This is a genomic window from Microbacterium sp. NPDC056052 (assembly GCF_042266785.1).
In the GTDB taxonomy this organism is placed as follows: domain Bacteria; phylum Actinomycetota; class Actinomycetes; order Actinomycetales; family Microbacteriaceae; genus Microbacterium.
Genome location: NZ_JBHJWV010000003.1, coordinates 287542 through 301514, shown reverse-complemented (window position 1 = coordinate 301514; position 13973 = coordinate 287542). Strand labels below are relative to the sequence as shown.

The following is a 13973-nucleotide window of genomic DNA, read 5'->3' as shown; positions in this document are numbered from 1 at the left end:
GGCTGCCGAGAGGCATCGCAGACCGAGCGGACGAGAACCCCGCAGGCGTGCATCGCGCACGTCGATCACAACGGGTTCGCGGCCAGTTTACGCCACGCGAGCCCCGATGCGGTCACTCGGCGGGCGAGTTCGCCGGATCCGGCTCCGGCAGGCCCAGCAGGATCCGCGCCTGGGCGACGTCGGATGCGATGCCCGCGACGAGTGCGTCCATGCTGTCGAAGGCCGTCATGCCGCGCAGCCGCTGGGTGAACTCGACCGTCGCATCGTGCCCGTAGAGGTCCAGGCCAGGACTGTCGATCGCGTGCGCCTCGACCTGGCGCTGCAGCACGTCGTCGAACGTCGGGTTGGTCCCGACGGAGATCGCGGCGGGGTGCACGAGCCCTGTCGTGTGATCCACCAGCCGCCCCGCGTAGACGCCGTCCGCCGGCACCATCTCGTCGAGCAGGGACGGAAGGTTGGCGGTCGGGAAGCCGAGTTCGCGCCCGCGCTTGAGGCCGTGCACGACCTCTCCGCGCACCGAGACCGGACGACCCAGCACGGCGCCCGCGAGCGCCACATCGCCCGCCGAGAGCAGCTCGCGCACCCAGGACGAGGAGACCCGCCGATCGGTGCCCTCCAGGAAGACGTCTTCGATCACGTCGACGGTGAAGTCGCTCCGCCTGCCCAACTCGGCCAGCAGCACGGGCGTCCCTCTGCCGCCGCTGCCGAACCGGAAATCGCGTCCGACGAGAACCGTCGCGACGTGCAGCGCATCGACGAGGATCGCCTGCGCGAAGTCCTCCGCCGCGCGCGAGGCCAGTTGCTCGTCGAAAGTCAGCACGAGAACCGCATCCAGTCCGCACGCGGAGAGCAGCTCGATCTTGCGCTCGACGGACACGAGGTCGTCCGGGCACCGATCCGGGCGCAGCACGCTCAGCGGGTTGCGATCGAACGTCACCGCCACGGTCTTCGCGCCGATGCGCGCCGCATCCTGCCTGGCGCGGCGGAACACCGCGCGATGCCCGGAGTGCACGCCGTCGAACTTGCCGATCGCGGCGACCGTGCGGCCGAAGTCCGCGGGGATCTCGGCGGGGTCGCGGAACACGATCATGCGGCGGATCCGTCCGACGGGGCGGGGGCGTCCGCGGCGGCGGACACCGTGCGGGACGGGCGGTGCGCGACGAGCCACCAGAGCCCGGCCATCGGCAGCAACAGCGGGATCAGCACGTAGCCGAGGCCGTACTGCGACCACACGGTCTGGTGCTGGAAGAGCGCAGGGTGGGTGAGACTCAAGGTGCCAACGACCAGGACTCCGACCAGCTCGAACACGATCGCGACCCACGCGACGCGGTACCAGCCCGGGCGTCCGGATCCGATCAGCGCGAGCGTCGCGACGATGTAGACGACCGCCGACGCCGCGGACAGGGCGTACGCGAGCGGCGCCTCGTCGAAGGCCCGCGCGATCTGCACGAAGGACCGACCCGTGGCGCCCAGCGCCATGACCGCGTACACGATCACGAGCACGCGGCCGACGCCGCGCATGCGGGGGCGGGCCGGTGCGGCGGAGGAGCCCTCCGGCGGGGGGGCGGAGTCGGACGGGGTCGAGGGTCGCGCAGTGCTCATGGCGGACTCCATTCTACGGAACGCGAGGGCTGTGGTCCTCGCGCGCGGCGCTGCTCAGCCGCCGATCGGGGTGACCCAGATGACCTGCATGCGCCAGATCATCACGGCCAGCGCGAGCGCGACCACGCCCATGATCACCGTGCTCCACCGTGAACGCTCGAGCAGCGCCCAGATCGCTCCGCCGATCGGCAGCAGGACGGCAGAGACCAGATACACGCCGTACTCGAGCGGATCGCCCAGCGCCGGGTTTCCGGTGAACGGGGAGACGATCGCCATGACCACCTGCACGATGAGCAGCAGTTCGATCAGGGCGAGGGATCCGACCGTCCAGTCGTTCGGGCGCCTGCCCGCGAAGCCCATGATCAGGCACAGCAGTCCGGCCGCGACGGCGACCGCGAGCTGCACGACCGTGAACCAGAGGATCATGACGCCCCTTCCGGCATGTTCATCGCGCTCTTCAGATCATCTCCGCGGCGCTCGACGATCCCGATCAGGGCGCCGTCCGGATCGATCGCCGCGGCGCGCAGGCCTTCGAACCTCGCCCGCTGGCCGACCAGGCGCTTGCCGTGACGCAGGTCGACGGCCTCCTGCGCACTGACCTCGAGGACCGGGAGGATCAGGGCCGCGGCATCGGCCGCGGACAGCGGGCTGGCCTCTGCAAGATCGTCAAGCGAGGACGCATCGGTCACGTCGAACGGGCCGACGCGGGTGCGGCGCAGCGCCGTGAGGTGCGCGCCGACGCCGAGAGCGGCTCCGAGGTCGCGGGCGAGGGCGCGGATGTAGGTCCCGGAGGAGCAGTCCACGACCACGTCGAGGTCGCGCATGCCGTCGGCACCAGGGCGGTCGTCGAGCACGTCGAAGCGGGACACCACCACGTCGCGGGCCGCGAGCACGACGTCCTCCCCCGCGCGTACGCGGTCATAGGCCCGGCGTCCGTCGACCTTGATCGCGGAGACCGCGCTGGGCACCTGCGAGATGGCGCCGGTGAGCGCGGCGACTCCCGTGGCGATCTCGTCCGGGGTGATCGCGGAAACGCGGTCCGGATCCGCCGAGGCCAGGATCTCCCCGTCGGCGTCGTCCGTGCCCGTGCTCTGACCGAGGCGGATCGTGGCGAGGTAGGTCTTGTCGGCGCCGACCACGAAGGTGAGCAGGCGCGTCGCGGCCTCGATCCCGACCACGAGCAGGCCCGTGGCCATGGGATCGAGCGTGCCGGCGTGCCCGACCTTGCGCGCGCCGAACACCCGGCGGGTGCGGGCGACGACGTCGTGACTCGTCATCCCGCCCGGCTTGTCGACGAGCAGGATGCCGCTGGTTGCCATCCCCCCAGCCTAGATGTGTTCCCTCATGACGTTGTCGACACGGCCTTCGGCGGGCGGGTCCCGGAGGAGAGGCGTGTTGCCGTGCGGATGAAGTGCGCAAGGGCCTGGGAGGTGCTGTGCGGGGGCCAGGCGATAACAGTGGTGACGGCTGGCGCATCCGACAGGGGGACCATCGCGTGACCGTCGCGGAGTTGGGATTGCAGCGACTCGGGCGCGACGGCGCAGGCCAGTCCGAGCGAGATCAGTTGGAGCAGCTGCGTGTGATCGCGGACCTGTGGGCCTGGGCCTTCTGGGTAGCTGCCGTCGGGTTCTGGCCAGCGCGGGAGAGGCAAGTCCGCCAAGGCATCGGCCTCAGCCAGTGAGAGGTGGGGCCGGACGGCAACGGGATGGTCGGCGGGCACGACCAGCACCTGCTGTTCCGTATGCAGGTCCTCGGTGTCCAGTCCGATTGTCTCGTCGTACGGCCGCTGCAGCAGAGCAACGTCGGCACGTCCGGTGCGCAGCAGAGTTTCTGGTTGACCCGGCCCACCGAGGGTCACCTCGATCGCGACAGCGCCCGGTTCCGCAGCATAGGCGTCAAGAATCGTGGAGAGCAGTTCGCTCGAAGCTCCAGCCTTCGCCGCCAGGACCAAAGTGGGCCCGGGCGCCGCAGCTCGGAGGGTGCGGGACTCGGCGGCTTCGACCGCCTGGAGAGCGAGCCTGGCCTCCCGGAGCAGGACTGTTCCTGCCTCGGTCAGGGTCACGGCGCGAGCGGTGCGGTGCAGGAGAACGACCCCGAGTCGCCGTTCGAGTTGCTGGATCGCCCGGGACAACGGGGGCTGCGCCATCATGAGCCGCTGTGCGGCTCGCCCGAAGTGCAGCTCCTCTGCAACGGCGACGAAGTATCGCAGCTCACGCGTCTCCATCGGTGCATCGTATCCTCCGCAGCCCTGAGTGATACCCGTACGGTATCGCTCAGCACGTGATCGGTCTTGGACCGCCGCCGGCACCGGAACACAGGATGAAGGAAAGCGATCACGGAGAGTAAGGACGCGTGCCATGACGAATGACCAAGTGCGGTGGCTGTTGAAGGTCATCCAGCCCGAGCGGACCCTCGCTTCGCTCCCCGGAGGAGCCAGTGTCGACCCGAGCGCTCATGCCGGACTCCTCGGCGTCCCGGGCGAGGTCTACACAGCCGAAATCGAGCGCATGCGGCAGGAGGCCTCCGAAGCGGCGGACGAATTGCTTGCGGATCACGCCGTCGCCACGATGATCGACCGTCTGCCCCTCCGGGAACACGCCCATGTCGTGGCGTTCGGTGACAGCTTGACCTCGGACCCCCAGTCGTGGGCAGTGATTCTGAGGGAGGCGCTGAGGAAACGGCGCGGTGATGACAGGATCTCTCTGACGATCAACGCCGTCGCGGGCGAGACCACCACCCACGGTCTCGTCCGCGTCGCCGAGACCATCGCCGCCCAGCCCGACTGGATCATCTTCCTGATCGGCACCAACGACGCCCGCACCCAGGGGCCGCACCCCACGAAGACGCTGGTCCATCATGAGGAGACCCGGCGCAACATCGCGGAGCTGCGTCAGCGCATCGCCGGCGAGACCTCGGCAACCGCCATCTGGGTCACTCCGCCCGCGGTCGACGAGGCGATGGTGGCCGAGCACTGGGGCCTCGCGAGGTTCGGGGTCCGGCTCCGCAACCAGGACCTGGAGCGCGTCGCGACGATCGTCCGCGAGGGCGGCGTCCCCGTCGTCGATTCCTTCGACGCGCTGGGTTCGCCGCCCTCGTCTGACGTGCTGATGGGAGACGGCCTGCACTTCACGGTGGAGGGCCAGAAGCGAATAGCGCTCGAAGTGATCCGCGGCTGGAGCACCCTGCCGTGAACTACCTCGTGTTCGGTGCCACCGGCAACATCGGCGCCCGGGTCACGCAGCGCCTCATCGAGGCCGGATCCCGCCCTTCCGTCTTCGTGCGCAACGCGATGAAGGCCCAGAGCCTGTTCGGCGATCGGGTCGATATTCGCAGAGGGGACCTCGACACGCCGAGTCCCTCACTGGCAGCTGCGCTCGACGGTGTGGACGGGATCTTCCTGCTGACGGACGGGCCAAACCTCCCGGATCAGGATCGGGCGATCTCCTCCGCGGCCCTCCAGGCGGGCGTTCGGCACATCGTCAAGCTCTCGACGTTGGACGTTCTCACCGGGATCGGAACCGGACCGTGGCACGCGGCGGGCGAGGTCGCTGTGCGCGACAGCGGAGTCCCGTTCACGTTCATTCGCGCAGCCGGATTCATGTCCAACGCGCTGAGCTGGTCCCACCCCATCCGCAACGAGGGCATCCTCCACTCGTCGACGGGCGAAGGGAGGATCGCATTCATCCATCCCGACGACATCGCTGCCGTCGCCGCCACCGTGCTGATCGCGCGCGAGCACGACAATCAGACCGTCGTGATCACGGGCCCTGAAGCACTGACCTACAAGGAGATGGTGACCACGATCAGCGAAGCCATCGGCACGTCCATCGACTTCAGGGAGATATCTGACCAACAGGCATACGCGGACGCCGTGGAATGGGGAGGGGAAGGTCCCTACGTCGATGCCCTGGTGGACATCTGGCGTGCGGTGCGCCAGGGCCGTCTCGACACGGTGACGGAGGGGGTTCGCCGGATCATCGGGCGGGAACCGCTCTCCTTCACCCAGTGGGTCGCCGAGAACGCGACGTCATTCGCATAGGACGCCGCCGTCTTGCGCTCCCGCTCCTGCCCCTCGCCCACCGGATGACCGGCAGGTCCCGGGGAGTGGCGCTCCGTTCGCGTCCATGCCGGAGACGAGCGCACCACTGCGCTCGCCGGTTTCCTGATTCCGGATCCGACGCCCCGCACCCGGCGCAGGAAACTCCCCTCCCGGGGTAGCGTGGATTCCCGTGCCCGACTCCCCCGCCTCCTCGCCGACCGCGTCCGCGCTGATCGCCTGGTACCGGGAGCACGCGCGGGATCTGCCGTGGCGGCGCGCGGAGTACCTCGCCCGATACGGCGCCTGGGGGGTGCTGGTGAGCGAGTTCATGCTGCAGCAGACGCCCGTGAACCGGGTCATCCCGCACCTCGAGGCCTGGCTCGCGCGCTGGCCGGATCCGCTCTCGCTCGCGGTCGCGACCCCGGCCGAGGTGCTGCAGCAGTGGGCGAACCTCGGCTATCCGCGCCGGGCGCTGTGGCTGCACCGTGCCGCGACCGCGATCCGCGACGAGCATGCGGGCGTCACCCCGCGCGATGTACCCGCTCTGCTGGCGCTCCCCGGCATCGGCGACTACACGGCGCGCGCCGTCGCGGTGTTCGCGTTCGGCGACCGCCACCCCGTGGTCGACACGAATACGCGCCGGGTGATCGCGCGCGTCGTGCACGGGCGCGCCCAACCCGATCCGCCCTCCCGTCGCGACCTGGACGACATGCTCGCCCTGCTGCCGGATGAGCCCGGTGCGGCCGCCGTCGTGAACGCGGCGACCATGGAACTCGGCGCGACGGTCTGCACCGCCCGCAGCGCGGACTGCGCCCACTGTCCTCTCGCCGACCTGTGTGCCTGGCGCGCCGCGGGCTTCCCCGACGGCGAGGATCGGCGGCGGCGGCAGGCGAAGTACGAGGGATCGGACCGGCAGGCGCGCGGCGGCGTGCTCCGCGCGCTGCGGCACGCGGAAGGACACCGCCTGCCCGCCGACGCGATCCTCCCGGACTGGCCGGACACGGTCCAGCGCGACCGCGCGATCGACTCGCTCATCGCCGACGGGCTCCTCGAAGCGGCAGACGGCGAACTCCTGCTTCCGCGCTGACCTCGTCGCGCCCCGGTATGCCCCTCCCCGCAGGGACGACCGACGGCTCAGAGGTGCTGATCGATACGGTGCGCCAGCACGGTCAACTCGTGCCGGGTCCGCACATCGACCTTGGCGAAGATGCGCCCGCCGTGCACCTCCACGGTCCGCACCGACACGTGCAGGGCGAGTGCGATCTCCTTGTTCGTGCGCCCTTCGGCCATGAGGAGCGCGACATCCAGCTCCCGCGCGGTGAGGATGGGTTCCCAGATCGCACGGCACACCTCCAAGGACGACGGCGCCGCGGCGCCCTGTGCGGCGCCGTCATCCGCGGACGAGCGCTGCGGACGCTCCCCCAGCGCTCGAAGCCGCCGGCCCACCATGCCCCGCCACGCCAGAGCCCCTGACTCCTCGAACAGACTGAACGCGGCGCGCAGGTGCCGCACCCCGCGGCCGCGGTCGCCGTGCGCCGCGGCGGTCGATCCCAACAGGGCCTCGACCCTTGCCCGCTCGAACGGCGAGCGGATCCCCCGGCTCTCCGCACCCACGGCGTCGAGATCGGCGCGCCAGGACGACTCGCGCGCGGATCGGACGCGCTCGCGCAGCGTCCGCGCAAGCCTCGCCTCGGGCGGCTCCGGCGCCACCGGAGCCCCCAGCGGGCCGACCTCGTCCAGTCCGGGAAGACCGACACGCTCCGAGGGCCTGCCCCGATCCGTCCAGAGCGTCATGTGCACAGCCGCCTCGTCGCTGCATCCTCGCAGATAGGCGCCGATCGCGCGGTCCACGAAACCGTCGGAGTCCTGCGTCCACGGGATGCCGGCGGCGAGCTCATGCGACAGCGGTCCGACGCGACCCTCCACGGCGAGCTCGAGTCGACGGCACAGCGCCGCGGCGACGCCGCCGAACGGGAGCGCCACCGGCAGCTCGGCGGCGGAGGCGCACAGGATCGCGTGCGCGGTTCCGATCCGGCCAGCCCAGGAGTTCAGCAGCACGTCCGCGACCGCACGCCTGGCACGCAGCAGCGGGGCGCTCGCGTGCAGGCCGAGCGGGAGTTCCGCGTCCTCGTTCGCACCCGGCCCCGCCAGGGCGCGGATCCCGGCGTCCGGATCGCCGTCGAGGCCTGCGCGAAGGGCAGCGGTCACCCGACGGATCGCATCGCCTTCATCGAGGGCACAGCCGGCATCCGGAGCCGCCTCGAGTCGTCGCAGGCCCGGTTCACGGTCGCTGCAGGGCGCGCCGAAGGGTGCGTTCAGCAGCGCGGCGAATCCGCACCCGCGACCGATCGCCTCGGCGGAGATCCGCGGATCCGGCGCGGGAGCCGTGCCGTGCCGCACGACATGCCCCAGGACGAACGCCGCCGCCCCACCGCGATGCCCGGGATCGACGCGCAGCGCCTGCTCGAAGCGATCCGCAGCATCGGTGATCCACCCTCCCGCCAGGGCCGCCCACCCGCTGAGCAGCAGAGCCCCGGCGTGCGCAGGCGTGCCGGGGCGCGCGTGCTCCGCGGCCTCCGTGGCACGGGACCATGCGCGCTCTGCGTCTCCTTCGCGCAAGGCAGCGCATGCGAGCGCGAGAAGCGGCTCGACCAGTCCGGGATCGCCCACCACCGCACCCCTGGCGCGATGCCACAGCGCCGCGTCCTCATCCCCGGCGCTCCCGAGGACCGCCGCGAGCAGCTGGTGGGCGCGCAGCCGCTCCTGCGCCGACGCTGCGGCGAGCACGTGCGTGCGCAACGCGGCGTCGAGGAGCCGGAAACGTCCGCCCCGCAACTGGGCCAGGCCGCCGAGGGGCGACTCCGAGACCCGCTCCGGCTCGCATCCCGCGATCGCGCCCAGCACCTGCACCGTCCCGCTCCCGCAGACGGCGAGCACCAGCACACTCTGCAGATCCGCCCCCTCCGGCACCGCGTTCCGCGCGTGCGTCTCCAGCGCAGCGACCGCCGGAAGGGGATCCGGGAGTGCGCGCCATCCGCGGCGCTGCTCTGTTCCCAGAGCCGCGAGCAGCTCCGCGGACGCCACCGCGTCGCCGCCGCAGATGCCGGCGATGACGGAACGCACGTGCGGAGCGACGTCGTGAACGGCTCCGAGGACGTCGGGCGCCGTCTCCCGTTCCGGTGTCTGGCCGGTAGGAGGCAGGATGGCGGCATGCCGAGCCCCGGATCGTGGTCTCTTCGTGTCCCCCATGGCGCGCCCCCCGGCTTGCCGTCCTCGCACGCCTCATCGCGTGCGTGCTTGGGAGGCTAACAAGCTCACCCGGCGGACTCCAGGGTTCTTGAACGCTGTGGAAAAATCCAGTGGGGCGCCAATCGACGAGAAAGGGCCCGGGAACAGCGTTCCCAGGCCCTTTCCGCGAATCCCCCACCGCCGCGCTGCGGCGCGATCCGGTCTATTCCTCGTCGTCCTCGCGCGGCTTGACGTACGGGTCGGCCTCGCCCGCGAACGAGGCGGAGGCAGCGATGCCTGCGACCTGCTCGTCGCGCTCGCGCGCCTGACGGAGGAGGTCGCTGATGTGGTCGGCATTCTCCGGCAGAGCATCCGGGATGAACTCGAGCGTGGGCACCAGGCGCACGCCGAGCTGACGCCCGACCTCCTTGCGCAGCAGCCCGGTCGCAGCGGTGAGCGCGGCGCCCGAGGCCACGCGCTCCTCCTCCGTGCCGAGCACGGTGTAGAACGCGGACGCGTGCTGCAGATCACCCGTGACGCGCACGTCGGTGATCGTCACGAAGCCGAGGCGCGGATCGCGCAGCCCCTTCTCCAGCCGCTCAGCGAGGATCACGCGGATGCGATCCGCGAGTCGTGCCTGTCGTTCTCCGGCCATGTCCTTACCCTCTCACTCTTTCGCCCGCGCTGAACGCGAGCGCGGAGCAGGATGGCATCCTGTGGCGACCGTCGGGGCGCCCGCGAAGCGGGCCGGGCCCCCGAAAGGCCGACACAGGATGCCATCCTGCACAACCACGTGCTTACGCGCGCGGCTTCTCCACCATCTCGGTGGTCTCGATCTCGTCGCCGACCTGGATGTCGTTGTACTTGCCGAGGCCGATACCCGCCTCGAAGTCCGTGCGGACCTCGGTGACGTCGTCCTTGAAGCGGCGCAGCGACTCGATGGCCAGCCCATCGGCGAGGACGATGCCGTCGCGGATGACGCGAGCCTTGGCGTTGCGCGTGATCGTTCCCGACCGCACGATGACACCGGCGATGTTGCCGAACTTCGAGGAGCGGAACACCTCGCGGATCTCGGCGACACCCGACTGGACCTCTTCGAACTCCGGCTTGAGCATGCCCTTGAGGGAGTTCTCGATCTCGTCGATCGCGTTGTAGATGACCGAGTAGAACCGCACGTCCACGCCCTCGCGGGACGCGGCCTCACGGGCCTTCGGGTCGGGGCGGACGTTGAAGCCCACGATGATCGCGTTGTCGATCGTCGCCAGGTTCACGTCCGACTCCGTGACGGCGCCGACACCGCGGTGGATGATACGCAGCTGCACGGAGTCGTCGACCTCGATCTTGAGGAGCGACTCCTCCAGCGCCTCGACGGCACCGGACACGTCGCCCTTGATGATGAGGTTGAGCGTCTCGACCTTGCCCTCTTCAAGAGCACGGGTGAAGTCCTCGAGCGAGATGCGCTTGCGGGCCTTCGCCAGCTGCGCGTTGCGCTCGACGGCCTCGCGCTTCTCCGCGATCTGACGGGCCATGCGGTCCTCGTCGGTCACGATGAACACGTCGCCGGCGCGCGGGACCGAGTTCAGCCCCTGCACCTGGACCGGGCGGGAGGGAGCAGCGGCCTCGACCGCGTCGCCGTTCTCGTCGATCATGGCGCGGACGCGTCCGTAGGCGGTGCCCGCGACGATCGCGTCACCGATCCGGAGCGTTCCGGACTGGATCAGCACGGTCGCGACCGAACCGCGGCCCTTGTCGAGCTTCGCCTCGATGGCGATGCCTCGCGCGGCCTTGTTCGGGTTCGCGGTGAGGTCCAGACCGGCGTCCGCGGTGAGCAGCACGGCGTCCAGGAGCTCCTGGATTCCGGTGTTCGCGCGCGCCGAGACGTCGACGAAGATGACGTCTCCGCCGTACTCCTCTGCGACCAGTCCGTACTCGGTGAGCTGCTGACGCACCTTGGCCGGGTTGGCCTCGGGCTTGTCGACCTTGTTGACCGCGACCACGATCGGCACATTGGCCGCCTGGGCGTGGTTCAGCGCCTCGACCGTCTGCGGCATGATGCCGTCGTCGGCCGCGACCACGAGGATCGCGATGTCGGTCACCTGCGCACCGCGGGCACGCATGGCGGTGAACGCCTCGTGACCCGGGGTGTCGATGAAGGTGATCGCACGCTCGATGCCCTCGTGCTCGGTCCACACCTGGTACGCACCGATGTGCTGCGTGATGCCGCCGGCCTCGCCGTCGATGACGTTGGTCTGGCGGATCGCATCGAGCAGTCGGGTCTTGCCGTGGTCGACGTGACCCATGACGGTGACCACCGGGGGACGGATCTCGAGGTCGTCCTCGCTCTCCGCCTCCAGCTCGGCCTCGAGGTCGAGACCGAAGCCCTCGAGGAGCTCTTTGTCCTCGTCCTCGGGCGAGACCATCTGGATCGTGTAGCCGAGCTCGGCGCCGAGAACCTCGAACGTCGCCTCGTCCAGCGATTCGGTGGCCGTGGCCATCTCGCCGAGGTTGAAGAGGATCGTCACGAGCGTGCCGGGCTGCACGGTGTAGCCGCGCAGCGCCTCGAGCTTGTCCGCGAAGTCCGCGATCGATGCGCCGCGGCGCAGGCGGATGATCTCGCCATTGCCCTTGGAGACGTTGACGCCGCCGACGACCGGCGCCGACCGCATCTCGAACTCTTGCCGCTTCGCCCGCCGCGACTTGCGCTGCTTGCTCTTGCCGCCGCCCTTGCCGAATGCACCGGCGGTTCCGCCACCGGGGCCGCGGCCTCGGCCGCCACCACCGCCGGGACGACCGGCGAAACCGCCGGCCGGAGCGCCGCCGGGACGCTGGAAGCCGCCGCCTGCACCGGCGCCGGCACCGCCGGGACGACCGGGACCACCGGTGCGCTGCTGGAACGGAGCGCCGGGACGACCGCCGCCACCGGGACGACCGGGACCGCCGGCACGACCGCCCGGACCCGGACGGGGTGCGCCGATGCGCGGGGATCCGGGGCGCGGAGCCTGCGGACGGGGGATGTTGCCCGGCGTCGGACGCTGGCCCATGCCCTGCTGCGAGGCGAACGGGTTGTTGCCCGGACGCGGACCTGCCGGCCGGGAGCCCATGCCCTGCTGCGAGGAGAACGGGTTGTTGCCAGGACGCGGTGCGCCGGGGCGCGGGGCGCCGGAGCCACCGGGCTTGGGCGCAGAGGACTTCTCCGCCGCGGGGGCGGCCGGAGCGTCGGACGCAGCCGGTGCGGAGGGCTGCTCCGCTGCCGGAGCCGGAGCGGCCTCAGCCGGCTTGGCCGGACCCGGCTTGGGGCCGGGGGTCGGCGCCTTGGGGCCGGGCTTGGGCGCGCCGGAGGACGCCGCGGCGGGCGTGGTGCCGCCGGGCTTCGCGGCCGGGGCGCCCGAGGGCGCGGCGCCGGTCGGCTTGTCGGCCTCGATGGCGGCGCGCAGCTTGCGCGCGACCGGAGGCTCGATCGTGGATGAGGGGGACTTCACGAACTCGCCGAGCTCCTTGAGCTTCGCGAGTGCGAACTTGCTGTCGACGCCGAGTTCAGCGGCGATCTCGTGCACGCGTGGTTTACCAGCCACAATTCTCCTGTCAGGGTCGGTCCGCCCTGGCAGGGCAGACCACTAGTCGCGGACGGGTCTCATTTCGAGCCGTTCACTTTGTTTCCATAGCCGTTCAGCCGTTTCTCGAGGGTCTGCGTATTCTCTGCTTCCGGGAATTCCATTGCAGCGGACACACGGAGCGCACGGGCGAAGGCGCGTCTCCGCAGAGCGGTGTCCACGCACTCCAGCGCCGGATGCACCCATGCACCCCGCCCCGGCAGCACGGCCCGCTCGTCGAAGACGAGCTCACCGTTCCGGATTGCCACCCTGAGCAGGGCGGTGCGAGATGCACGAGCGCGGCAACCGACACACGTTCGTACGGACTCCATCTTACACCTCGGATCTACGGCGCTTGTTCGCGAGCGACGGGAGGCTTCGTCTCCGTCGCTTCGCGTCCTCGCTCAGCCTTGACCCGTGACGCATCAACGCGACCGCGTCGCATTGCTCCGTCACGCGTCGAGAATCGAGTCCGGCTGGATGTCGATCTTGGCGCCGGTGAGCTTGGCGGCGAGGCGGGCGTTCTGCCCCTCCTTGCCGATCGCGAGCGACAGCTGGTAGTCGGGGACCAGGGCACGGACGGCCTTGGTGCCGGAGTCGAGCACGAACGCACTGGTCACCTTCGCGGGCGACAGCGCGTGCGCGACGAACGTGGCCAGGTCCTGGTGGTAGTCGACGATGTCGATCTTCTCCCCCGCCAGCTCCTCGGTGACCGCTCGGACCCGGCGGCCCATCTCGCCGATGCACGCGCCCTTGGCGTTGATGGCGGGGTCGTTCGCCTTCACCGCGATCTTGCTGCGGTGCCCGGCCTCGCGGGCCAGCGCGACGATCTCGACCAGGCCCGCCGCGATCTCCGGCACCTCGAGCGCGAACAGCTTGCGCACGAGTCCGGGGTGCGTGCGGGACACGGTGATCGCCGGGCCCTTCATCCCCTTGGCGACCGAGGTCACGTACACGCGGATGCGGGTGCCGTGCGCGTACTCCTCGCCGGGGACCTGTTCCTCGGGCGGGAGGATCGCCTCGACGGATCCGAGGTCGACGTGGATCATGCGCGGGTTCGGCCCCTGCTGGATCACGCCGGCGACGATGTCGCCCTCCTTGCCGCGGAACTCTCCGAGCACGGCGTCGTCGGCGATGTCGCGGAGCCGCTGGCCGATGACCTGCTTGGCGGCGAACGCCGCGATGCGGCCGAAGTCGTCCGGCGTCGAGTCCTCCTCGCCGATGATCGCGCCCTCGTCGTCGCGCACCGGAACCATCACGGTCACGTGTCCGGTCTTGCGGTCGAGGTCGACGCGGGTGCCCTCGGTCAGCACGCCCTCCTGGGAGTCGTGCTTGGCGTAGGCGGTCAGGACGGCCTGCTCGATGATCGCGACCAGCTCGTCGAAGGGAATCTCCTTCTCCCGCTCGATCGTGCGCAGCAACCCGAGATCGATATCCATGACGGCCTCCCTGTTCAGCTCTCGTCGGCGCACACCCGCACGCACGACATCCGTACAACGATACCCTGGCCGAGC

Annotated in this window: 13 protein-coding genes; 3 read left to right on the top strand and 10 right to left on the bottom strand. The window is 70.6% G+C overall.

What is annotated here, in order from left to right:
- Positions 1-112: 112 nt before the first annotated feature.
- From ACFC1J_RS07965 to ACFC1J_RS07945, 5 genes are all read right to left on the bottom strand, one after another.
- Positions 113-1090, bottom strand: coding sequence for a bifunctional riboflavin kinase/FAD synthetase (locus ACFC1J_RS07965; protein WP_375904127.1), 978 nt, complete (start codon positions 1088-1090; stop codon positions 113-115).
- Positions 1087-1521: a hypothetical protein gene (locus ACFC1J_RS07960; RefSeq protein WP_375904494.1), complete on the bottom strand. Its 435-nt coding sequence runs from the start codon at positions 1519-1521 to the stop codon at positions 1087-1089. Before ACFC1J_RS07960 ends, ACFC1J_RS07965 begins: the two co-directional genes overlap by 4 nt.
- A 135-nt stretch (positions 1522-1656) precedes the next feature.
- Entirely contained in the window at positions 1657-2028 is a 372-nt protein-coding gene (locus tag ACFC1J_RS07955) for a hypothetical protein (RefSeq protein WP_375904125.1), read from the bottom strand.
- Positions 2025-2921, bottom strand: a complete 897-nt coding sequence (gene truB, locus ACFC1J_RS07950; protein WP_375904123.1) for a tRNA pseudouridine(55) synthase TruB — start codon at positions 2919-2921, stop codon at positions 2025-2027. Before truB ends, ACFC1J_RS07955 begins: the two co-directional genes overlap by 4 nt.
- A gap of 23 nt (positions 2922-2944) precedes the next feature.
- On the bottom strand, positions 2945-3826 hold the full coding sequence (locus ACFC1J_RS07945; RefSeq protein WP_375904121.1) for a LysR family transcriptional regulator: 882 nt from the start codon (positions 3824-3826) through the stop codon (positions 2945-2947).
- Positions 3827-4109: 283 nt separating this feature from the next.
- Here ACFC1J_RS07945 and ACFC1J_RS07940 point away from each other — a divergent pair, with 283 nt between their 5' ends.
- The 3 genes from ACFC1J_RS07940 (at position 4110) to ACFC1J_RS07930 (ending at position 6728) form a co-directional block, all read left to right on the top strand.
- Positions 4110-4793 (top strand): SGNH/GDSL hydrolase family protein, encoded by a 684-nt coding sequence (locus ACFC1J_RS07940; RefSeq protein WP_375904119.1) that lies wholly within the window; start codon positions 4110-4112, stop codon positions 4791-4793.
- Positions 4790-5641 carry an SDR family oxidoreductase gene (locus tag ACFC1J_RS07935; RefSeq protein ID WP_375904117.1) on the top strand — a complete coding sequence of 284 codons (852 nt, stop codon included), beginning with the start codon at positions 4790-4792 and terminating at the stop codon, positions 5639-5641. The genes ACFC1J_RS07940 and ACFC1J_RS07935 overlap by 4 nt, the downstream gene beginning before the upstream one ends.
- A 190-nt stretch (positions 5642-5831) precedes the next feature.
- Positions 5832-6728 (top strand): A/G-specific adenine glycosylase, encoded by an 897-nt coding sequence (locus tag ACFC1J_RS07930; protein ID WP_375904115.1) that lies wholly within the window; start codon positions 5832-5834, stop codon positions 6726-6728.
- A gap of 47 nt (positions 6729-6775) precedes the next feature.
- Here the strand turns inward: ACFC1J_RS07930 and ACFC1J_RS07925 are convergent, their stop codons facing one another.
- The 5 genes from ACFC1J_RS07925 to nusA all read right to left on the bottom strand — a co-directional run bounded on the left by ACFC1J_RS07925 (position 6776) and on the right by nusA (position 13898).
- Complete coding sequence (locus ACFC1J_RS07925) at positions 6776-8764, bottom strand: LuxR C-terminal-related transcriptional regulator (protein ID WP_375904114.1); 1989 nt, start codon at positions 8762-8764, stop codon at positions 6776-6778.
- A gap of 328 nt (positions 8765-9092) precedes the next feature.
- Complete coding sequence (rbfA, locus tag ACFC1J_RS07920) at positions 9093-9524, bottom strand: 30S ribosome-binding factor RbfA (protein WP_309338100.1); 432 nt, start codon at positions 9522-9524, stop codon at positions 9093-9095.
- 142 nt (positions 9525-9666) lie between these two features.
- Positions 9667-12441, bottom strand: a complete 2775-nt coding sequence (gene infB, locus ACFC1J_RS07915; protein ID WP_375904112.1) for a translation initiation factor IF-2 — start codon at positions 12439-12441, stop codon at positions 9667-9669.
- Positions 12442-12500: 59 nt separating this feature from the next.
- Entirely contained in the window at positions 12501-12791 is a 291-nt protein-coding gene (locus ACFC1J_RS07910) for a YlxR family protein (RefSeq protein ID WP_375904110.1), read from the bottom strand.
- 120 nt (positions 12792-12911) lie between these two features.
- Positions 12912-13898: a transcription termination factor NusA gene (gene nusA / locus ACFC1J_RS07905; protein ID WP_375904108.1), complete on the bottom strand. Its 987-nt coding sequence runs from the start codon at positions 13896-13898 to the stop codon at positions 12912-12914.
- Between the last annotated feature and the right edge of the window lie 75 nt (positions 13899-13973).

Excerpts from the sequence above, each read along its gene's own strand:
- ACFC1J_RS07945 (WP_375904121.1), bottom strand. The coding sequence starts at position 3,826 with ATGGAGACGCGTGAGCTGCGATACTTCGTCGCCGTTGCAGAGGAGCTG.
- ACFC1J_RS07940 (WP_375904119.1), top strand. The coding sequence starts at position 4,110 with ATGCGGCAGGAGGCCTCCGAAGCGGCGGACGAATTGCTTGCGGATCAC.
- rbfA (WP_309338100.1), bottom strand. The coding sequence starts at position 9,524 with ATGGCCGGAGAACGACAGGCACGACTCGCGGATCGCATCCGCGTGATC.
- ACFC1J_RS07910 (WP_375904110.1), bottom strand. The coding sequence starts at position 12,791 with ATGGAGTCCGTACGAACGTGTGTCGGTTGCCGCGCTCGTGCATCTCGC.
- ACFC1J_RS07965 (WP_375904127.1), bottom strand. The coding sequence starts at position 1,090 with ATGATCGTGTTCCGCGACCCCGCCGAGATCCCCGCGGACTTCGGCCGC.
- truB (WP_375904123.1), bottom strand. The coding sequence starts at position 2,921 with ATGGCAACCAGCGGCATCCTGCTCGTCGACAAGCCGGGCGGGATGACG.
- nusA (WP_375904108.1), bottom strand. The coding sequence starts at position 13,898 with ATGGATATCGATCTCGGGTTGCTGCGCACGATCGAGCGGGAGAAGGAG.
- ACFC1J_RS07955 (WP_375904125.1), bottom strand. The coding sequence starts at position 2,028 with ATGATCCTCTGGTTCACGGTCGTGCAGCTCGCGGTCGCCGTCGCGGCC.
- ACFC1J_RS07960 (WP_375904494.1), bottom strand. The coding sequence starts at position 1,521 with ATGCGCGGCGTCGGCCGCGTGCTCGTGATCGTGTACGCGGTCATGGCG.